General features: G+C 60.7%; 20 protein-coding genes. 9 read left to right on the top strand and 11 right to left on the bottom strand.

The window, feature by feature from the left end:
• Window positions 1–8: 8 nt before the first annotated feature.
• The 5 genes from QMG46_RS19340 to QMG46_RS19360 form a co-directional block, all read right to left on the bottom strand.
• Window positions 9–770, bottom strand: a complete 762-nt coding sequence (locus tag QMG46_RS19340) for an ABC transporter permease (protein ID WP_281849491.1) — start codon at window positions 768–770, stop codon at window positions 9–11.
• Window positions 767–1,732, bottom strand: a complete 966-nt coding sequence (locus QMG46_RS19345; protein ID WP_281849493.1) for an ABC transporter ATP-binding protein — start codon at window positions 1,730–1,732, stop codon at window positions 767–769. Before QMG46_RS19345 ends, QMG46_RS19340 begins: the two co-directional genes overlap by 4 nt.
• A 124-nt stretch (window positions 1,733–1,856) precedes the next feature.
• Window positions 1,857–2,687, bottom strand: a complete 831-nt coding sequence (locus QMG46_RS19350) for an oxidoreductase (RefSeq protein WP_281849494.1) — start codon at window positions 2,685–2,687, stop codon at window positions 1,857–1,859.
• A gap of 22 nt (window positions 2,688–2,709) precedes the next feature.
• A complete protein-coding gene (locus QMG46_RS19355) occupies window positions 2,710–3,606 on the bottom strand; it encodes an SDR family oxidoreductase (RefSeq protein WP_281849495.1) in 897 nt (298 codons plus the stop codon).
• A 17-nt stretch (window positions 3,607–3,623) separates the two neighbouring features.
• Window positions 3,624–4,748: an MBL fold metallo-hydrolase gene (locus QMG46_RS19360; RefSeq protein WP_281849496.1), complete on the bottom strand. Its 1,125-nt coding sequence runs from the start codon at window positions 4,746–4,748 to the stop codon at window positions 3,624–3,626.
• Window positions 4,749–4,852: 104 nt separating this feature from the next.
• On the opposite strand from QMG46_RS19360, the gene QMG46_RS19365 reads away from it, so the two are divergent.
• Window positions 4,853–5,446, top strand: a complete 594-nt coding sequence (locus QMG46_RS19365) for a TetR/AcrR family transcriptional regulator (protein WP_281849497.1) — start codon at window positions 4,853–4,855, stop codon at window positions 5,444–5,446.
• Between the two features lie 160 nt (window positions 5,447–5,606).
• Here QMG46_RS19365 and QMG46_RS19370 read toward each other — a convergent pair whose 3' ends face one another.
• Complete coding sequence (locus tag QMG46_RS19370) at window positions 5,607–6,818, bottom strand: multidrug effflux MFS transporter (protein ID WP_281849499.1); 1,212 nt, start codon at window positions 6,816–6,818, stop codon at window positions 5,607–5,609.
• Between the two features lie 281 nt (window positions 6,819–7,099).
• Here QMG46_RS19370 and QMG46_RS19375 point away from each other — a divergent pair, with 281 nt between their 5' ends.
• Together QMG46_RS19375 and QMG46_RS19380 are read left to right on the top strand one after the other, a co-directional pair.
• Complete coding sequence (locus QMG46_RS19375; RefSeq protein WP_281849500.1) at window positions 7,100–7,498, top strand: ExbD/TolR family protein; 399 nt, start codon at window positions 7,100–7,102, stop codon at window positions 7,496–7,498.
• 176 nt (window positions 7,499–7,674) lie between these two features.
• Window positions 7,675–8,175: a VOC family protein gene (locus tag QMG46_RS19380; RefSeq protein WP_281849501.1), complete on the top strand. Its 501-nt coding sequence runs from the start codon at window positions 7,675–7,677 to the stop codon at window positions 8,173–8,175.
• A gap of 58 nt (window positions 8,176–8,233) precedes the next feature.
• Here the strand turns inward: QMG46_RS19380 and QMG46_RS19385 are convergent, their stop codons facing one another.
• Both QMG46_RS19385 and QMG46_RS19390 read right to left on the bottom strand, forming a co-directional pair.
• The gene (locus QMG46_RS19385; RefSeq protein ID WP_281849502.1) at window positions 8,234–8,575 is read right to left on the bottom strand and encodes a zinc ribbon domain-containing protein YjdM; all 342 of its coding nucleotides are present in this window, start codon (window positions 8,573–8,575) and stop codon (window positions 8,234–8,236) included.
• A gap of 49 nt (window positions 8,576–8,624) precedes the next feature.
• Window positions 8,625–9,311 carry a hypothetical protein gene (locus QMG46_RS19390; RefSeq protein ID WP_281849503.1) on the bottom strand — a complete coding sequence of 229 codons (687 nt, stop codon included), beginning with the start codon at window positions 9,309–9,311 and terminating at the stop codon, window positions 8,625–8,627.
• A 144-nt stretch (window positions 9,312–9,455) separates the two neighbouring features.
• On the opposite strand from QMG46_RS19390, the gene QMG46_RS19395 reads away from it, so the two are divergent.
• The 6 genes from QMG46_RS19395 to QMG46_RS19420 all read left to right on the top strand — a co-directional run bounded on the left by QMG46_RS19395 (window position 9,456) and on the right by QMG46_RS19420 (window position 15,451).
• Window positions 9,456–11,096, top strand: a complete 1,641-nt coding sequence (locus tag QMG46_RS19395; protein WP_281849504.1) for a multicopper oxidase family protein — start codon at window positions 9,456–9,458, stop codon at window positions 11,094–11,096.
• A 511-nt stretch (window positions 11,097–11,607) separates the two neighbouring features.
• Window positions 11,608–13,653, top strand: coding sequence for an alkaline phosphatase family protein (locus tag QMG46_RS19400; RefSeq protein WP_281849505.1), 2,046 nt, complete (start codon window positions 11,608–11,610; stop codon window positions 13,651–13,653).
• Between the two features lie 76 nt (window positions 13,654–13,729).
• Window positions 13,730–14,194 carry a DUF3617 domain-containing protein gene (locus tag QMG46_RS19405; RefSeq protein ID WP_281849506.1) on the top strand — a complete coding sequence of 155 codons (465 nt, stop codon included), beginning with the start codon at window positions 13,730–13,732 and terminating at the stop codon, window positions 14,192–14,194.
• A 149-nt stretch (window positions 14,195–14,343) separates the two neighbouring features.
• Window positions 14,344–14,694 (top strand): hypothetical protein, encoded by a 351-nt coding sequence (locus QMG46_RS19410; protein WP_281849507.1) that lies wholly within the window; start codon window positions 14,344–14,346, stop codon window positions 14,692–14,694.
• 47 nt (window positions 14,695–14,741) lie between these two features.
• Window positions 14,742–15,056: a hypothetical protein gene (locus QMG46_RS19415; RefSeq protein ID WP_281849508.1), complete on the top strand. Its 315-nt coding sequence runs from the start codon at window positions 14,742–14,744 to the stop codon at window positions 15,054–15,056.
• Window positions 15,057–15,184: 128 nt separating this feature from the next.
• The gene (locus QMG46_RS19420; RefSeq protein WP_281849509.1) at window positions 15,185–15,451 is read left to right on the top strand and encodes a hypothetical protein; all 267 of its coding nucleotides are present in this window, start codon (window positions 15,185–15,187) and stop codon (window positions 15,449–15,451) included.
• Window positions 15,452–15,516: 65 nt separating this feature from the next.
• Here the strand turns inward: QMG46_RS19420 and QMG46_RS19425 are convergent, their stop codons facing one another.
• From QMG46_RS19425 to QMG46_RS19435, 3 genes are all read right to left on the bottom strand, one after another.
• A complete protein-coding gene (locus QMG46_RS19425) occupies window positions 15,517–16,683 on the bottom strand; it encodes an AAA family ATPase (RefSeq protein ID WP_281849510.1) in 1,167 nt (388 codons plus the stop codon).
• 88 nt (window positions 16,684–16,771) lie between these two features.
• Window positions 16,772–17,035, bottom strand: coding sequence for a DksA/TraR family C4-type zinc finger protein (locus QMG46_RS19430; protein ID WP_281849511.1), 264 nt, complete (start codon window positions 17,033–17,035; stop codon window positions 16,772–16,774).
• 117 nt (window positions 17,036–17,152) lie between these two features.
• The gene (locus tag QMG46_RS19435) at window positions 17,153–17,899 is read right to left on the bottom strand and encodes a glutathione S-transferase family protein (RefSeq protein ID WP_281849512.1); all 747 of its coding nucleotides are present in this window, start codon (window positions 17,897–17,899) and stop codon (window positions 17,153–17,155) included.
• Between the last annotated feature and the right edge of the window lie 4 nt (window positions 17,900–17,903).

A 17,903-nucleotide genomic window follows, 5' to 3' on the forward strand; every position in this document is an offset into this window, starting at 1 on the left:
GGCAAGACTCACGACCGCAGCTTGTACCCGGTCTTGAATATCCACCAGACAATGCCAAGGCAGATCAACAAGAACGCAAACGTCATCGCTGCGCTCACCATCACGTTCACATCCGACACGCCGTAGAAACTCCAGCGGAAGCCGTTGATCAGATACACCACCGGATTGAACAAGGTGATCTTCTGCCAGATCGGCGGCAGCATCTTGATCGAGTAAAAACTGCCGCCGAGAAATGTAAGCGGCGTGATCACCATCAACGGGATCACCTGCAGTTTCTGAAAATCGTCCGCCCACAGGCCGATGATGAAACCGAACAGGCTGAACGTCACCGCGGTAAGCAGCAGGAACGCCACCATCCACACCGGATGGGCGATCTCGTAAGGCACGAACAAACGCGCGGTCACCAGGATCAGCAAACCCAACATCATCGACTTGGTGGCTGCCGCACCGACATAGCCCAGTATCACCTCGATATACGACACCGGTGCCGAGAGCAGCTCGTAGATCGTCCCGGCCCACTTGGGCATGTAGATGCCGAATGAGGCGTTGGAGACGCTCTCGTTCAACAGCGACAGCATGATCAGACCGGGAATGATGTAGGCACCGTAACTGACGCCATCGATATTGCCCATGCGCGAACCGATCGCCGCACCAAACACGACGAAGTACAACGACGTGGACAATACCGGCGATGCGATGCTCTGCATCAGCGTGCGGAACGTGCGCGCCATCTCAAAGCGATAGATCGCCGCAATACCGTAGACGTTCATGCGCGCGACCTCACCAGACTGACGAAGATATCTTCCAGCGAACTCTCGCTCGAATGCAGGTCCTTGAAATCCACCCCCTGCTCGCTCAATCGCCGCAGCAAGGGTGCGATACCCGTGTCCTCGCCTTGCGTGTCGAAGGTGTAGACCAGCGAATGCCCGTTCTCGCTCAACTCCAGCGGCAGGTCGCCCAGGGTCGCGGGAATAGCTTCCAGCGGTGTCTGCAGGTGCAAGGTCAACTGCTTCTTGCCCAGTTTGCGCATCAATACATGCTTGTCTTCGACCAGGATCAGCTCGCCCTTGCTGATCACGCCCACGCGATCGGCCATCTCCTCGGCCTCCTCGATGTAGTGCGTGGTGAGAATGATCGTGACACCGGCATCGCGCAACCGGCGGACCATCTGCCACATGTCGTGACGCAGCTCGACGTCGACACCGGCGGTGGGCTCGTCCAGAAACAGAATCTGCGGTTCATGCGCCAGCGCCTTGGCGATCAGGACGCGGCGTTTCATGCCTCCGGAAAGCGCCATGATCTTGCTGTCGCGCTTTTCCCATAGCGACAGGTCGCGCAGCACTTTTTCCAGATGTGCGGGGTTCGGCGCCTTGCCGAACAACCCGCGACTGAATCGAACGGTCGCCCACACGGTTTCGAACGCATCCGTGTGCAGCTCCTGCGGCACCAGGCCGATCTTGCTGCGAGCGGCGCGATATTCGCGCGCGATATCATGGCCATCGGCCAGCACCTGGCCGCTGCTGGCGTTGACGATGCCGCAGATGATGCTGATCAGCGTCGTCTTGCCGGCACCGTTGGGGCCGAGCAAGGCAAAAATCTCCCCGCGCCGAATGTCCAGGTCGATCTGCTTGAGCGCCTGGAACCCGCTGGCGTAGGTCTTGCTGAGCTTGGAGACGGAAACGATCGGTGGCGCGACCGATGAATGATCTGACGATCCGGTAACTGGCGGCATTCCTGGGGGTCCCATCGTGGCTTGCACCGCCCAGGCATGCGGCCGAATTGCCCGCGTTCAAGCCCACGACAGCGAATACCCGCCATTCTCGCGGGCATTCGCCAGCCTGGGCAACGGCTTTGGGCTATGCCGAGGGATAGTCCGCCGAAACGCTCAGCTCACGCCATTGACGATCGGAGGCCATGCGAGCCAGATCGGTCTGCTCGGCATAGTTGACCGCATCGGCCCCAAGTAACAGGCGCAACGGCGGAGCATCCATCGCGGCGATCTGCAACATGATCTGCGCGGCACGCACGGGATCGCCCTTCTGCTTGCCACTGGAGTCGCGCACGAAACGCGTGAGTTCATTGACGCTCGTGTAATCGGGATGATTCTCGAAGACCCGCATCGAGTCACCCGCCCAATCGGTACGAAAGCCGCCCGGCTCGATGATCGTCACCTTGATGCCAAGCGGGCCGACCTCCTTGGCCAGCACCTCGGAGAACCCTTCCACGCCCCACTTTGCGGTCTGGTAGGCACCAATACCCGGCGAACCAATGCGGCCACCGATCGAAGATATCTGCAGGACATGACCCGAGCGCTGCTTGCGCAATTGCGGCAGTGCCGCACGCGTGACGTTGACCACGCCAAACAGATTGGTTTCGATCTGCGCGCGAAAATCATCTTCGGGCGTGTCCTCGATCGACCCCATATTGCCGTAGCCGGCATTGTTGACAAGCACGTCGATACGGCCGAACGCCTCCACCCCGCTGGCGATGGCCCGGCGTGCCGCTTCAGCGTCGGTGACATCGAGCGACAGCGTTCGCATCCGTTCGGGATAGCGCTGCTGCAGATCGCTCAATTGTTCGGGCTTGCGTGCCGTGGCAACCAGACGTGCGCCACTTTCCAATACGGCTTCAGCGAGCGCGCGACCCAGGCCGCGTGAGCTGCCGGTAATGAACCAGACTTGTGACATGGAAAACTCTCCCAGCTTCGAATCAGGAAAACGACACGCCGGTCAATTGCGCGGACAGCTCCCACAGGCGTTTGGCGACCGTGGCGTCTTTTGCGCGCGCGGATACCTTTGCCTCGGTCGACGTACCGCGCATCTCGAACCAGCCATCGGGGCCGTAATAACCGGCCGGCTTCGCATCGGGTGCCGTAGCCGCCTGCAATGTCGGCCACGCGCCGTCTGCCGCGGACTGACTCATGAACGGCTGTAAAAGCATGCTGAAGCGCGACAGGAACGAATCGGTACCGGGGCCATTGGGGATCAGCTCGGTGCGCGCATAGCCCGGGTGCGCCGCATTGCTCAACAAGTGCCAGCCCTGCGCATCGCTGCGCCGCTGCAGTTCGAGCGCGAACATCAACATCGCCAGCTTCGACTGGCCATATGCCCTGGTAGGCGTATAACCGCGCTGCAACTGCAAATCGTCGAGGTAAATCTTTCCGCTGCGATGCATCAGGCTGCTGAGGTTGACCACGCGCGGCGCGGGAGCCTTGCGTAACAACGGCAGCAGGCGCCCGGTCAACGCGTAATGGCTGAGGTAGTTCACACCTAGCTGCATTTCGAAACCATCGACAGTCTCCTGCCGCTTGGGCAAGGCCATCACGCCGGCATTGTTCACCAGCAGGTCGATGGGGCGGCCCTGCTCCAGCAGGCTTGCGGAAAAGTCGGCGACTGAAGCCAGACTCGCCAGATCCACGCGTGCGAAATGCAGGTTTGCATTTGGCACCGCCGCGCGTATCGATGCCAGCGCATCGCGACCCTTATCCGCATTGCGCGCGGCAAGAATCACTTCGGCCCCCTGTTGCGCCAATGCCAGCGCAGTCTCGTAGCCAAGGCCACCCGTGGCGCCGGTGACGATGGCGAGCTTGCCCTGTTGCGAGGGCATGTTACGGGCCGTCCAGCTCACGTCGCGCTCTCCGACGTCTTGATCGACCGCTGCGGCATAGATTCTTTCTCGAACGAACGCCACCACGGCGCCTGCAAGGGCGAATCGGGCGACACGGTTTCGCCCGGGCGCGGCTGCACCAGCCGAACGCCCTGCTCTGCCGCCAACGCGCGCGCACGTTCCGCCGGCTCGTCCCAACGGTGCAGCGCCAGATCGAAGGTGCCCCAGTGCACCGGCATCATCGTCATGCCACGCACCATCTGGTGTGCCGCCACCGATTGTTCCGGCAGCATGTGCACGTCCGGCCAGGCTTCGTTGTAGGCACCGCACTCGATCATGGTCAGATCGAACGGCCCATAGCGTTCGCCGATCTCGGCAAAGCCCTTGTGCATGCCGGTATCGCCGCTGAAGAACAGGCGCTCCCGACTGCCGAGCACCACCCACGACGCCCATAGCGTGCTGTTGCCATCGTTAAGACCGCGCCCGGAAAAGTGCTGTGCAGGCGTTGCCGCCAGGGTCAACGGCCCTAATTGCGTTTCCTGCCACCAGTCGAGCTCGACGATCTTGGCCGCATCGATACCCCAGCGCTGCAGCCGTTGACCGACGCCAAGCGGCGCATAGAAACGCGGCACACGCTCGGCCAGGGCCAGGATGGTAGCGTGGTCGAGATGATCGAAATGATCGTGCGAGAGCACGACCGCATCGAGCGGCGGCAACTGCTCGACGCTCAGCGCTGGCGGGGTGAAGCGCTTGGGACCGGCAAACGAAAACGGCGAGGCGCGATCGCTCAATACCGGATCCGTCAGCAAACGCAGGCCATCCAGCTCTATCAGCGCCGTGGAATGGCCGAGCCAGGTCACGCGCAGTGCTTGCGAGGTCGGGCCGTCCAGCACCTCGCGGCGCACCTGAGCGACTGGCAAGGCCTCACGCGGCGTACGACGGATGCCGCGGGCGAGCCAGTACAGCTTCGCCACATCGGTAATGTTGCCCTTTCTTGTCGCCGCGACATTGTGGAATCTTCCGTCGCGCCAACGCTGCGCGCCGGCATAACGGTCCTGATCGCGTGCCCGGCCGGCGCGGCGGCGCCAGGCCATGCCCACGAATCCTGCGGCTATCAGCAACACCACCCATACCATGCTCATGATCATCTCGAAAATGTAAACGGTAGCGTTTACTTTATGCCTGGGCGCGCAAGAAGTAAACTACCCCGTATACTTTTGTTCAGCCACGCTTAGCCGGAGCCACCTTGAATCGCAGCGCCAACAAACGCCAAGCCCTGCTCGACGCGGGCATCGAAGAGCTGATGATGCAGGGGCTTGCCGGGGCGAGCATGGAAGCGATCGCCAACCGGGCCGCCGTGTCCAAGCGCACGCTCTACAAGTATTTCCCGTCGATCGACGCGGTTTTCAGCGAAGTGATGGACCTGATGGTCGCGCGCGTCGAGCCTCTGGGCCGCATGCGTTTCGACCCCGGTCGCCCCTTCGGGGAACAGTTGCGCGAGATCGCGCAGAAAGAAATGCAGTTGATCTGCGACGAGGAGTACACCCGCCTCAGCCGCGTCCTGATGATCGAGGCGATGCGTTCGCGCGAGCAGAGCATGCGACTGATGACGCGTTTTCACGAAAAGGAACTGGGCCTTTATCGTTGGTTTGCCGAGGCGCACCAGGCAGGACAACTCGGCGATATCGCCCCCACGCTCGCCGCCGATATGTTTACCGGCTTGCTTAAATCCTGCGCTTATTGGCAATCGGTGATCGGCTGGCAACCGGCGCCTGAGCTGGCTGTGCAGACGACGATGATCGATGAGGCGTGCCGGATGTTTTTGGCACGACTGGCTTAGAAGGCTCGCTTCGCATCGCCTCTTGTGCCCCCTCACCCCAACCCTCTCCCCCGGCAGAGCCAGGGGAGAGGGGGCACACTGAGGCAAATTTGAATCGTGCGAGCTTTTAGCTCCCTCTCCCCTGGCTCTGCCGGGGGAGAGGGTTGGGGTGAGGGGGCTCTTAAGCCGCCTCGGCAGGCTGCTCCCGCAGATACCGCCGATGCCGCAACGTCACCTGCGCCAACGTAAAAGCGATCAACGAGCAACCGGTAATCCCAGCCACCATCGGCAAGGCCGTGCCGTTGAAGAAACGACCGATCACGCCGACCACCACCGCCCCCACCACGAATTGCATCGTGCCCAGCAGAGCCGCTGCCGTACCGGCGATCTTGCCGTGATCGTCCAGCGCCAATACCGCGGTACTCGGAATCACGAGGCCAAGGAAGCCGTAGCCCACAAACAGCACGGCCATCAACACCGGCAACTGGTTGAAGCCCGCGAGATTGAGCAACAACAGCGCCAGCATCGTCGCGGCGTAGCCGGTCACCGCCGTACGTACCACTTTGGCCAGGCCGTGCTTTGCACCCAGCTTGCCGGCAAACTGCGCCGCGCCGATAAAGGCGATCGCGTTGATGGAAAACGCCATGCTGTACTGCGTTTCGGTCAGACCGTAGTGATTGATCAGGATGAAGGACGAGTTGGCCAGATAGGCGAAGAAGCTGGCCACGCCGAACGAGCCGATAAAGATCAACCCGAGATAGTGACGATCGCGCAGCAACGTCCCGTACGAGCGCAATGCCGAACCAAAGGTGCTATCCACACGCAACTCGCGCGGACGCGTCTCCTTCAACACCGTGATCGCGAGGATCAGACCGCATATGGCCGCGCCCATCACGGTCCAGAAAATGCCACGCCAGCTGGTGAATTTGATCACCATGCTACCCGTCAGCGGCGCCAGAATCGGTGACACGCTGAATACCAGCATCAGCAATGCCATCAGACGCGCGGCATCGTGGCCCGTATGCATATCGCGCACGATCGCACGCGGAATGACCATGCCTGCACAGGCGCCCAGTCCCTGCAAGAAGCGGAAAGCGATCAGCGTATGGATATCGGGCGCGAGTGCACAGCCGATGCTGCCGAGCGCAAACACCACCAGGCCGAAATAGATCGGCGTCTTGCGGCCAAGCATGTCCGATACCGGGCCATAGATCAGCTGGCCGATGCCGAGCGAAATGAAGAACGCCATCAGGCTCATCTGCGCGGTATCGACGTCGGTGTGCAGGCTGTCCTTGATCGAAGGCAGCGCCGGCAGATACATGTCGATGGCGAACGGGCCGATCGCCGACAGCAGACCAAGAATGATCGCCGCCCCAAAAAACCGGGAAGTCATGAAAAGTCCTTTACGAAAGAGCGTCGTGAAATCAACAGGACGACGCGAGCTGGCTGGGGTGCCGCAGCTAATTATTAAACTATTTGGTATAGAAATTCAAGCCCCGCGGATACCACGGGCCATATCGCAGGATAACAGCGTAGCGCCCGGCTCTGACGCCATCATGACGCCCATAACGCGCAGTGGCACGCAGGCTCGCCACACGATAGGCTGAGCTCGCCTGGCCTCCCCGCTTCGCGCCAGGCATCGACCACAACGCACGCTCGCCCAGGAGGAAGAACATGGCTTTCTCTGCACGTGTTTCCAGTCCCGCCATCTCGACCATCAACGTCACACCGCTGGTCGACGTACTGCTGGTGTTGCTGATCATTTTCATGATCACCGCGCCAGTGATAACGCACAAGATTCGCACCGACTTGCCTCAACCGGGCCGCACCACAGCTACTGACAACGTCGATCCGATCCGGCTGTCGATTCAAGCCGATGGCAGCATGACCTGGAACGATGCTCTGATTACCGATGCACAACTCGGTGCGCAACTGTCGCTGGCCGCATCGCGCAGCCAGCAGCCCGAGTTGCGTATCGATGCCGCCGACGGCGCTCAATATCAGGCGGTGGCTCACGTCCTTTCGCAAGCGAAGTCACAGGGCATGGCACGTATCGACTTCGTCGGACACTGAGTTTCTTCGTGCGTATGGCGACCTGGCGATGTGCCAGGTCGTTTGCATCGTTTGCTGATGACTTTCAGGCCATGTCGATCTGGCCGTCCGCCGTTCGTCGTTTCCAGGAGGGCCTGCTACCGGAAGGGTGGCGCCCCGCCGAAATCCTATGAGGATATGCCGATGAGGACATGCCGATGACCACCCGTTTCCAACGCATCTCGCCGTTTCTCTGGTTCGACAAACAGGCCGAAGAGGCCGCCAGCTTCTATACCAGCGTGTTTCCCAACTCCCGCATTCTTGGCAAGGTGCACTACGCCAAGGAGGCATCGGATGCTTCCGGCCAACCGACCGGTTCCGTCATGACGGTTCAATTCCAGCTCGACGGTCAGGATTTCACCGCATTGAACGGTGGCCCGGTGTTCAACTTCACGCCTGCTCTTTCACTGGTGGTCAACTGCCAGTCCGAAGACGAGGTCGATCATTACTGGAGCAAGCTCACCGAGGGCGGCGACGAAAGCGCGCAACAATGTGGCTGGCTGAAGGATCGCTATGGCTTGAGCTGGCAGGTGGTCCCGACCGAACTGATCGAGATGCTCAAGGGGCCCGACGCTGCGACGGTGTCTCGCGTGACGGCGGCCATCATGCGTTCGAAAAAGCTCGACCTGAAGACATTGCGCAAGGCAGCGGCAGGCTGAACCGTCGACTGGAAATGCGCCCTGCTCACGGAGAGGAGAGGGCGCGAAACAGCCGGCCTTAAGCCTTGCGCAGGAAACAAACCTTGAGAACAAGACCCTTGATCTTGTCTGAGTGACCTTCGATGTGTTCCGCGTCGCCGTCGACGAGACGGATATTGCGAATTACTGTGCCCTGCTTGAGCGGTATCGACGAGCCCTTCACCTTGAGGTCCTTGATCACCACCACCGTATCACCGCTCTGCAACGCATTACCGTTGACATCGCGCACGATAGTCTCTTCATCGGAGACGGCGTCGGCAACCATCGGCCATTCGTACGCACAGTCCGGGCAGATATATTGCTCGCCGTCGGGATAGGTGTTTTCCATGCCGCATTGCGGGCAGGCGGGAATCGTGGACATGACGTACTTCGGCATTCGAGGACTGCGCATCATAAAGGCTCTGCGAGATTCATGCTGTCGATGCGACATAGAGCGCCATCCCGCTGGCAGCCGTAAGGTGTGCCTCGAGCATGCGCCCTGGTCGTTGCATGGCCTCGCAATCGCCGGGGCGAAGGCGTCGGCCATCAAGGCCGCGGATATAAAAAAAGTCCCAATTGACATCGATGCCGATCAACGTATCGCCTATCAACCAGCGAAAGCGCGGCAACCCACCTTGCCGCGCGCTCGATATGCGGTCCGATGCAAGCAACGGCCCTCGAATCACCCGCTTGATACCTGCCTGGTAGTCTGCGCGTGCCAGACGGCATTGACGAAGCTGGTTCGGCAAGCATCGCAGGGAGAACAGACCCAGTAGCGCTATGCCCGCAAGGATCGCCAGCGATGCACCGGCTTTTTTCTCCTGATAAAGCGTCCACCCGGCGCACACTCCGCCAAGTAGCAAGCACGCCGCCAACAACACTCGAACCAAAAAACGCTGGCGCAGCCGCGCTTGTTCCGCACCGGTCAATGGCGCGGTCGTAACGGACGCTTCGGGCGACACACCAAAAGGTTGGTATCTTTTTGGAACACCTTGGTTATTCAAAATATCTGACGCAGGAGCAACGGTGCGGCGAACCGTAGGCGCGCAACACCCGACCCCACCATAGGAGCAATACGAAACTTCAGCGTCGGTGGACCGCTTTTCCAACGAGTTCACAAAACTTCCATAGAAAAGTGCCGACCGCCACATGACTGTCATATGGAATGCCTAGGGTTGTCGGATGACATGCGTATTCCGTTTCAGCGGCCCACTTGCCGCCGTGTTGAACTATTCCTGCAGCACCCTTCGAGGCGACCGGCCATGACCCTCTCGCGGCGTCGCTTTCTCGCAGGCGCGAGCGGTCTTCTGGGCGTCTACGCGCTAAGTGACGTCTTGCGCCTGGCACAGGCACAGACCATGCATATGCCCATGAAACAGCGCATGGCGATGCCGACCTTGGCCGCACCGAAGGTGCCGATCGTCAATCCGGCGCATCTAGCGCGTTTCGTCGACCCTCTGCCGATACCGCCGATCGCGCGTTCGACCGACATGCGTACGCACCCCGCCTATCCGGGCAAGAAACTGGCATATCACCGTATCGAGATGCGCGCCTTCCGCGCCAAGTTGCACCGTGATCTACCCGCAACCCCGATGTGGGGTTACAACGGCCTTTCGCCGGGACCGACGATCGAAGCCATGCGTGGCGAGCCGCTGCTGGTGGAATGGGCGAACGCGTTGCCCACCAAACATTTTCTGCCGATCGACCACAACATTCACGGCGCGGAAAGCAGCAAGCCCGATGTACGCACCGTCACCCACGTCCATGGCGCGCGCGCACCGGCCGGCAGTGACGGCTTTCCGGAAGACTGGTATGCGCCTGGCCACTCCCTGCAGTATCACTATCCCAATGGACAGGACGCGGCCACCCTGTGGTATCACGACCACGCCATGGGCATTACCCGGCTCAACATCTATGCCGGCCTGTTCGGAACATTTCACGTACGCGATCCGGAAGAACAGGCGCTAGGTCTGCCTTCAGGCGAATACGATGTGCCATTGATACTGTATGACCGGCTGATCGCCGAAGATGGCCAGCTGTATTACCCGGTATCGGACGACCCCGATGCGCCATGGGTATCGGAGTGCTACGGCAACGCCATGCTGTGCAATGGCAAGCTGTTCCCTTACATGGACGTGGAGCCGCGTCGTTATCGGTTTCGGCTGGTCAACGCCGCCAATACACGCTTCTTCGATCTATCGCTTTCGCACGGCAGCTTTCATCAGATCGCCAGCGACCAGGGCCTGCTGCCTGCGCCACTGGAACGCACGCGCGTGGAGCTTTATCCCGCCGAACGCGCCGATGTCGTCATCGACTTCAGCGGCCTGGACGGGCAATCGGTGCAATTGCGCCATCAGGCCGATGCCATCATGGAGTTTCGCGTGCGCGACAAAGGCCGCGCGGACACGTCGAAACTCCCGACGAGTCTGCGCCCGGTACCACGCATCGATATAGCCAGCTCCGTGCGGGAACGCATGTTGACGCTCGGCGAACAGGACGACTCGGGCGGCAACCCGATGATGATGTTGCTTGACGGCAAAAGCTGGTCCGATCCAGTGACCGAAAAGCCCAAACAGAACAGCACCGAGATCTGGAGCTTCGTCAACATCACCGGCGATACGCACCCGGTCCACTTGCATCTTGTGCGCTTTCAGGTGATCGATCGCAGGCCCTTCGACATCTTTGCCTGGAACGCCCATCGCACCGTCAAATACACCGGCCCCGCTCGACCGCCGGCGCCGCATGAGATGGGGTGGAAGGATACGGTGCGTGCGGATCCAGGGATGGTGACGCGGATCATCATGCGCTTCGAGGGCGAGCCGGGGCGCTATGTCTGGCATTGCCATTATCTCGAGCACGAGGATAACGAGATGATGCGGCCGTATGAGTTGTTGCCTGCCTGATGGGTCTTGGGGCGCTGAGGACTTAAAGCCCCCCTCACCCCAACCCTCTCCCCCGGCAAAGCCAGGGGAGAGGGAGCTAAAAGCGCGCAAGATTCAAACTTGCCTCAGTGTGCCCCCTCTCACCTGGCTTTGCCGGGGGAGAGGGTTGGGGTGAGGGGGCCGGGTGCTCGCCAGAACCTCTCCTACATAGCCATCCCAAGCCACTCCAGAAGAGCGCACTTCCTCTCAGCAGCGAATCGCCACCACACACTCAACACAAACATGCAATAACTTACGAATAGACGTCCAAACCTACGAATAAAACGTGACCTGATTTCCAATCGCCGCGCACTGTAGCCGCACCGTCACAAACTACGTAAAGCGTGTCTTCGTAACGCCAAAGCAACGTCATGTATACCGACGACACTGTTTGGCGGTCGATGCGATTCCCTGTCTTTCATTCGCATCGATTAACCAGGGGGACCACGCTCGATTCGCGACTTCCATGACGGGAGTTGCTGGGGATCAAGTTATGTCCAAGATGTTCGGCCAAAAGCGGCTTCATCCGCTGTTTCTCGGCATGCTGGCGACCGGCCTTGCTGGTGTCGTCAGCGCACAAACCACAGTTGCACCCGACAAAGACGCCTCTTTCAGGAAAGACATTCCGACCGCTCCCCTGCAAAGCCAGCAGGGTCTGCCGGGCGGCGTGGTGACCTTGCATCGTCCTGGCAAGGGCGGTGGCGACAACAGCAGCAACACGCAGACGCCGATCAAACACGTCATTTTGCTGATCGGTGAAAACCGTACTTTCGACCATGTCTACGCGACTTATAAGGCGCCGCGCGGGCAGACCGTGTTCAATCTGCTCTCCGAAGGCATTGTCAACGCAGACGGTACGCCAGGTCCGAACGTCGCCGCCGCGCGTCAGTTCCAGGCCACCCAGAGCGGCAGCTACGAGGTCGCTCCGACCCGCACCGTGCCGTACGAAACACTGCCCGCCATGAACACCGGTGGTGCGCCGACCCAGGCACCGTTCGCTTCCGCCGCACAGGCGCAGTCGATCGAGCCGGCACTGCCGGACGATGCGTATCAAGAGCTCGCCGAAGGCGGCACGGGCCTGCCCAGTGGCGTGGTCGACACACGCTTCCCGGGCAATCTGACCAATGCACCGGTCGATATGCATGCCTCGATCAGCTACAACGACTACGCCAACAGCCCGGTGCATCGTTTCTTCCAGATGTGGCAGCAGCTCGATTGCAACATCAAGGAAGCGACCAGCAAAAACCCCAGCGGCTGTCGTGCCGACCTGTTCCCGTGGGTCGAAGTGACGATGGGTGCGGGCAATAACGGCGTGACGCAGCCGGCCAATTTCACCGATCAGAGCACCGGTGAAGGTTCGACCTCGATGCAGTTCCTCAATATGGCCCAGGGCGATGCGCCGTATTTCAAGGAACTGGCGCAGACCTATGCGCTCAGCGACAACTTCCACCAGTCGGTGATGGGCGGCACGGGCGCCAACCACATCATGCTCGGCTACGGCACGCTGATTTATTACGCCGATGCCAAGGGCAAACCGGCTACGCCCCCGATCAATCAGATCGAAAACCCGAACTCGCAGCCGGGCACCAACAACTGGTGGGTACAGGACGGTTACGGTGGCGGTTCGTACGTCAATTGCGCGGATGAATCCCAGCCGGGCATCGCCTCGGTGAAGAAGTACCTGCGTTCGCTGCCCTACAAGACCTTCAAGGGTTCGGACTGCAAAAAGAACGCTTACTACCTGGTCAACAACTACAACCCGGGCTACCTCGGCGACGGTACCGCCGCACCGCTGGGCGCGCAGCAGTTCACCATCCCGCCGTCCACGCAGGAAAACCTCGCTACCCTGCTCGAGCGTCATCACGTGAGCTGGAAGTACTACGGTGAAGGTTGGGGCCAGGGCAAGGAAAACGGTGAAGCCGGTACGTTCTGCAATATCTGCGATCCGTTCCTGTACTCCACCCAGGTCATGACCAACCCGGACCTGCGCGCGAACAATCAGGACATCAACGATCTCTATACCGATATCCAGAACAACACGCTGCCGGCGGTATCGATCGCCAAGCCCGATGGCATTCTGGACGGCCATCCGGCGTCCTCGAAGCTCGAGCTGTTCGAAGGCTACGTAAAGAAGATCGTCGACATGGCCAAGGCCAACCCCAAGGTGTGGGCTGACACGGCCATCGTGGTGACCTTCGATGAAGGCGGCGGTTACTACGACTCGGGCTACATCCAGCCGGTGGACTTCTTCGGCGACGGCACGCGCATCCCGATGCTGGTGATCTCGAAGTACTCCGAAGGCGGTCGTGTGGTGCACACCTATTACGATCACGTCTCGTTCGACAAATTCGTCGAAGCCAACTGGGGCCTGCACGATCAGATCTCCGATCGCAGCCGCGACAACCTGCCGAACCCGATCGCATTGCCGCGCAACCCCTATGTGCCGGTCAATGCTCCAGCGATCGGCAACATGATGGACATGTTTGATTTTGGACGGCATGACCGCAAGGACGACGTCACCGCAGCGACCACGGACTGATCGCCTGCCTTGACACCTGTGCCCTGCCTGGGTAACCAGGCAGGGCACACTCTTTTTTCGAGAGCCACGCCACCCGATGAATATCCCTCCACGGCTTCGCCGCCGCCCGTTGCAGATCGTTACCCTTGCAACATTCAGCCTCGCCGCCGCACTGGCCGCTCCTGCCGGTCATACCGACCCCGGCGACTTCGGCGCCATGCCCGGCCTCTGGAAAATCGTCACCCGCCTGTTCAGCCATGGGCAGTGGGGCAAACCTGTCGTGCAATGGCATTGCGTCGACGAGGGTGCCGATCCCTGGGCATCGTTCAGCCATATCGACCCGCCCGTCGCGCATCAGTGCCAGCAGGCCGATCAGCACCGCAGCAGCACCACCCTCGATTGGACCCTGCGCTGCGAAGGAAAGGGCGCGGCCGCGATGCACGGCCATGTCGGTTTCGACGAGGCTGAACACTACACCGCCAGACTCAGCCTGCCCGACGGCAGCGACGTAGCGAGGGTGGAAGGAAAGCGCTACGCGGCCTGCACCAGCCCGGCCGATTGAGGCGCCATACGCGCAGATCGGCGCCGTGAACCACGGTTTGGGCGTCTAGGCGTCTGCTTGACTGCGAAATTTTCCGATACCCAAGACCCAAGCCCTTCCCCCACACTGTTGCTGTCGGCCCGGCCCACCGACGACGAAAGGGGGAAGCTATGCGCCGTATCGCACTCATAATCACGCTGAGTCTGCTCGGCACGGACGTTCTCGCCGAGACGGTTGTCGAAGACACGCCACCTGCTGCGTGCGTCAGTTTTGCCCGACCGTTTTACCTGATCGCGCGCAATCGCGACCGTGGCGTCACCAAGGCAAGCGCCATGTCGAACTTCAAGCACAACAAGAATCGCGAAGACGACGCCGATCCCAATGCACCGGAAAACTGGATGGCTACGACCGTCACCACGGTCTACAACTATCCGAACGTCACACCCGACGAGCTGCAGAACCGGGCACTGAAAGCCTGTTCGGTCGATGCCACGGGCAAGATCCAGTTCAAGGGGCTCTAAGCTTAGAATCCCGAGGCCGGCATCCGCGGACCTTGCTCAAGGCCTTTATGAACGACTTGCCCGAGGCCCTGACAGGGCTGCACGACGCGACCCTAGCATCGGTCGAGTTCGACTGGCGCGAACGTCGCTGTACCTTCCTTTTTCAGGGCGGCCCCGGCGAAGGGCTTCAGCACGAATTTTCGATTGTCTTCAACGATGTCACCAAGCTGACGATTCCGTCCGAACGCCCCTGGGGACCGTCCCTGTCGTTACTGGAAGTCGATAGCGTCGATACGGGACGGTACGTTCTGGTGATGCAGTCGGGCGATGAAATCTGGATCTCTGCCCGCCAAGAGCCCATCCGGGTGTTGGGAAACGAGTGACCGAAGCGCGTTTAGCTTTGTGATTTCCACGTAAGCCATGCGAACCAAGAACGATCTAAACGCCCGGCCGAAGAAAACTGAACCGTATCCTCACCATCTTCTAATAAGCGCCAACGCATAGTGGGCGTGTGGGAAAGCTCCACGCCGCCGCCGAGGTCATTACCATGTTCGCCAACACCACGACCCCGACCCCGTCGCCCGTGGAAAACTGGCTGCACCGCATACTGCACGCGGTGCGCCATGTCACAACACCGCAGAAATCCGAGTGCGACTCCGCTCGACCGCTGACGCGTCGACAGATGTTGCTGATGGCGCAAGATCAAAAGCGTGCCCAAGAGCGTGCACGCTGCGCCGAACTGGCACGCATCGCCAAACAGCAAAAGCACCAAGCCTGATTAACGGATCAGGGGACACGGACTTTTTTGATAACCCGGCGGAGCTGCCGCTGGCGGGCTGACGCCTATCGACCAGGCCAATGCCAAGCCGGTTCATCCAGCATCCCCTGGCCGGCGACTTTCGTTTCGCTCAGTGTTTTTTCCAGATGGATCGAGTGGCAATCATCCGCCGCCTCGAGCGCCGCGATCAAACGCGATGCGTGCGATACCACCCAGACCTGGCTACGCGAAGACGCATGCACGATCAGCCGCGCCAGCGCCGGCAACAGGTCGGGATGCAGGCTGGTCTCCGGTTCGTTCAACACCATCAGCGGCGGCGGACGCGGCGTGTGCAAGGCGGCGATCCATAGCAGGTAACGCAGCGTTCCATCGGATAGTTCGGCGGATCTCAACGGCCGCAGCAAGCCAGGTTGGCTGAACTCCAGCACCAGACGGCCGTCACTGTCGACAATACCGACCTGGCCGCCGGGAAAAGCATCGTCCACCGAGGCACCGAGCGCTTCCCTCTCGCCCAGTTCGCAAATGGTTTGCCAGGCCGCAGCAAGATCATGGCCATCGTGGCTCAGCACCGTCGTGCGCGTACCGAGCTGCGCCATGCGCGCTGGCGCATCGGCGTCGGAACGGAAGTGATCGTAGAAGCGCCAGCGTCTGATCGTGTCGCGCACATCGAGCATCTCCGGGGCGCGCTGCGCGTCGGCAACATGCGTAAACATGCTTTCGAAACCGCTTATATGCTGCGCCAGCACCTGCCAGGATTTGCCCGCGCGTGCACGAATCATCGGGCCTCGTCGTTCCACCAGCATGTTGGCCGAACGCAAGAAAGGCCCCGCCCAGATCACTTCCGACTTGATCTCCGGATCGAGCGAGAACATGGAGCCCGCGGGCAATTGGTTCGGTAAGCCGAAGTCAATGGCGTAACCGAAATCCGTTCCGGAAAAGCCAAGTCGCAACGCCTTGGGTTCCCCTCTTGCCGTTCCTTCGATCGCCACCTCGCCACGCTGCATTCTTCGCGACAGCTCCTCGGGACCGGCCCAGAAGGTCGACGACAAACCGCCTTCGCGCGCCAACGCGCCGACCACCCCGCCTTGTGCCGTTTCGGCAAGCAGACGCAACGCGCGATAAAGATTCGATTTGCCGCTGCCATTGGCGCCGGTAACCACGTTCAAGCGTCCCAGCGGCACGATCAGCGAGCGCAGGGAACGGTAGTTGGCAATCGCCAGCGTGGTCAGCATCGGGCAATCCCTTGCAGTGCGTCAAAGCGCTTTTTATCACCGCCACGCAAAGCCCGCCAGACAGCACCACCCTCGCGATGAGGTTTATTCAACGCAGCTGACTGTCCTTGCTACCGCGGCGATTGAACAGCGCCGCGCCGCGCTCCGCATCCAGTGCCTCCTGGCACGCCACGCACAGACGCACCCCGGGGACAGCCTTGCGCCGTGCCTCGGGGATGGGCGCCTCGCACTCTTCGCAATGCGTAAGCCCCGGACCTTGTTTCAATTGCCGACGCGCCCGCTGGACTGCGTCACTGACCGTCGCGTCGATCTGGTCCTGAACGGCGCCGTCGCCTGCCCAACCTGTGGCCATGGGAGTCTCCGGGATAGTGCACACAAGGCGAAGCATCGCTTCGCCCGAACCGCATTTATGGCGGCAAGATTCGAAAAATCAAGCGCTTGGGGACATTACGCCGACCCCGCTGCGAACTCAAGCCGTCTCAAGATGGCCCTGCCCGCTGGCCACATGCTCGGGGAAGTACTCCCGCATCATGCGATCGACATACGCAACCAGGGACGGATGACGTTCCATGCCGTGGCGTAAAGGCGATTCAAAAAAGGGCGTCAGCACCGACGCGAGCACGCCAAAAGCGGTCGCATCGACAGCGCTGTGCCGTTCGCCGAACAGATAACGCTTCTCGCCAAGCAACACCGCCAACGCATCTATCGAACGCAGACCCAAGGCTGCGATCTGATCACGCGAATGACGCCCAAGACCATGGCCACGTAGGTCGTCGAGCTTGCGAGCCTGTATCTGCTGGCGTAGTTGCGCGCGATCGGCTTCCGGCGCCCTGTCGGCAAAACGCGCCGGCCCCTTGGCAAAGTTGTCCGGATCGATCCAGCGGAACCACACCATCGCAAAATACAAATGGTCTTCGAGCAGCCGCTCTATCGCCCACGACTCCGCGCGTTGCCGAACGTCCAGGCCATCGTCCAGATCCAACTCGTACTTACGCTCGATATGCGCGCGGATAAAGGTAGAATCGCTGACGACTTCGCCCTGATCTTCGATATAGGGCACTTTGCCATGGGGCGCCTGCGGCGGGATGCAAAATGCCTTCTCAAAGGCCAGCCCCGCCATCTTCAGTTGCACCTCGGTCTTGAGCACAAACGGGCTGGTCTCGGGCATACCAAAGCCAGCCCCCGTGGAATACAAGGTGATACCGGAAACTGACATGCGA

Origin of the sequence: Dyella sp. GSA-30 (assembly GCF_027924605.1) — a bacterium.
In the GTDB taxonomy this organism is placed as follows: Bacteria; Pseudomonadota; Gammaproteobacteria; order Xanthomonadales; family Rhodanobacteraceae; genus GSA-30.

What these genes read in the sequence shown, in the direction of transcription:
- QMG46_RS19340 (WP_281849491.1), bottom strand. Translation starts at nt 770, where the DNA reads ATGAACGTCTACGGTATTGCGGCGATCTATCGCTTTGAGATGGCGCGC.
- QMG46_RS19345 (WP_281849493.1), bottom strand. Translation starts at nt 1,732, where the DNA reads ATGCCGCCAGTTACCGGATCGTCAGATCATTCATCGGTCGCGCCACCG.
- QMG46_RS19350 (WP_281849494.1), bottom strand. Translation starts at nt 2,687, where the DNA reads ATGTCACAAGTCTGGTTCATTACCGGCAGCTCACGCGGCCTGGGTCGC.
- QMG46_RS19355 (WP_281849495.1), bottom strand. Translation starts at nt 3,606, where the DNA reads ATGCCCTCGCAACAGGGCAAGCTCGCCATCGTCACCGGCGCCACGGGT.
- QMG46_RS19360 (WP_281849496.1), bottom strand. Translation starts at nt 4,748, where the DNA reads ATGAGCATGGTATGGGTGGTGTTGCTGATAGCCGCAGGATTCGTGGGC.
- QMG46_RS19370 (WP_281849499.1), bottom strand. Translation starts at nt 6,818, where the DNA reads ATGACTTCCCGGTTTTTTGGGGCGGCGATCATTCTTGGTCTGCTGTCG.
- QMG46_RS19375 (WP_281849500.1), top strand. Translation starts at nt 7,100, where the DNA reads ATGGCTTTCTCTGCACGTGTTTCCAGTCCCGCCATCTCGACCATCAAC.
- QMG46_RS19380 (WP_281849501.1), top strand. Translation starts at nt 7,675, where the DNA reads ATGACCACCCGTTTCCAACGCATCTCGCCGTTTCTCTGGTTCGACAAA.
- QMG46_RS19385 (WP_281849502.1), bottom strand. Translation starts at nt 8,575, where the DNA reads ATGTCCACGATTCCCGCCTGCCCGCAATGCGGCATGGAAAACACCTAT.
- QMG46_RS19395 (WP_281849504.1), top strand. Translation starts at nt 9,456, where the DNA reads ATGACCCTCTCGCGGCGTCGCTTTCTCGCAGGCGCGAGCGGTCTTCTG.
- QMG46_RS19400 (WP_281849505.1), top strand. Translation starts at nt 11,608, where the DNA reads ATGTCCAAGATGTTCGGCCAAAAGCGGCTTCATCCGCTGTTTCTCGGC.
- QMG46_RS19405 (WP_281849506.1), top strand. Translation starts at nt 13,730, where the DNA reads ATGAATATCCCTCCACGGCTTCGCCGCCGCCCGTTGCAGATCGTTACC.
- QMG46_RS19410 (WP_281849507.1), top strand. Translation starts at nt 14,344, where the DNA reads ATGCGCCGTATCGCACTCATAATCACGCTGAGTCTGCTCGGCACGGAC.
- QMG46_RS19415 (WP_281849508.1), top strand. Translation starts at nt 14,742, where the DNA reads ATGAACGACTTGCCCGAGGCCCTGACAGGGCTGCACGACGCGACCCTA.
- QMG46_RS19425 (WP_281849510.1), bottom strand. Translation starts at nt 16,683, where the DNA reads ATGCTGACCACGCTGGCGATTGCCAACTACCGTTCCCTGCGCTCGCTG.
- QMG46_RS19430 (WP_281849511.1), bottom strand. Translation starts at nt 17,035, where the DNA reads ATGGCCACAGGTTGGGCAGGCGACGGCGCCGTTCAGGACCAGATCGAC.
- QMG46_RS19435 (WP_281849512.1), bottom strand. Translation starts at nt 17,899, where the DNA reads ATGTCAGTTTCCGGTATCACCTTGTATTCCACGGGGGCTGGCTTTGGT.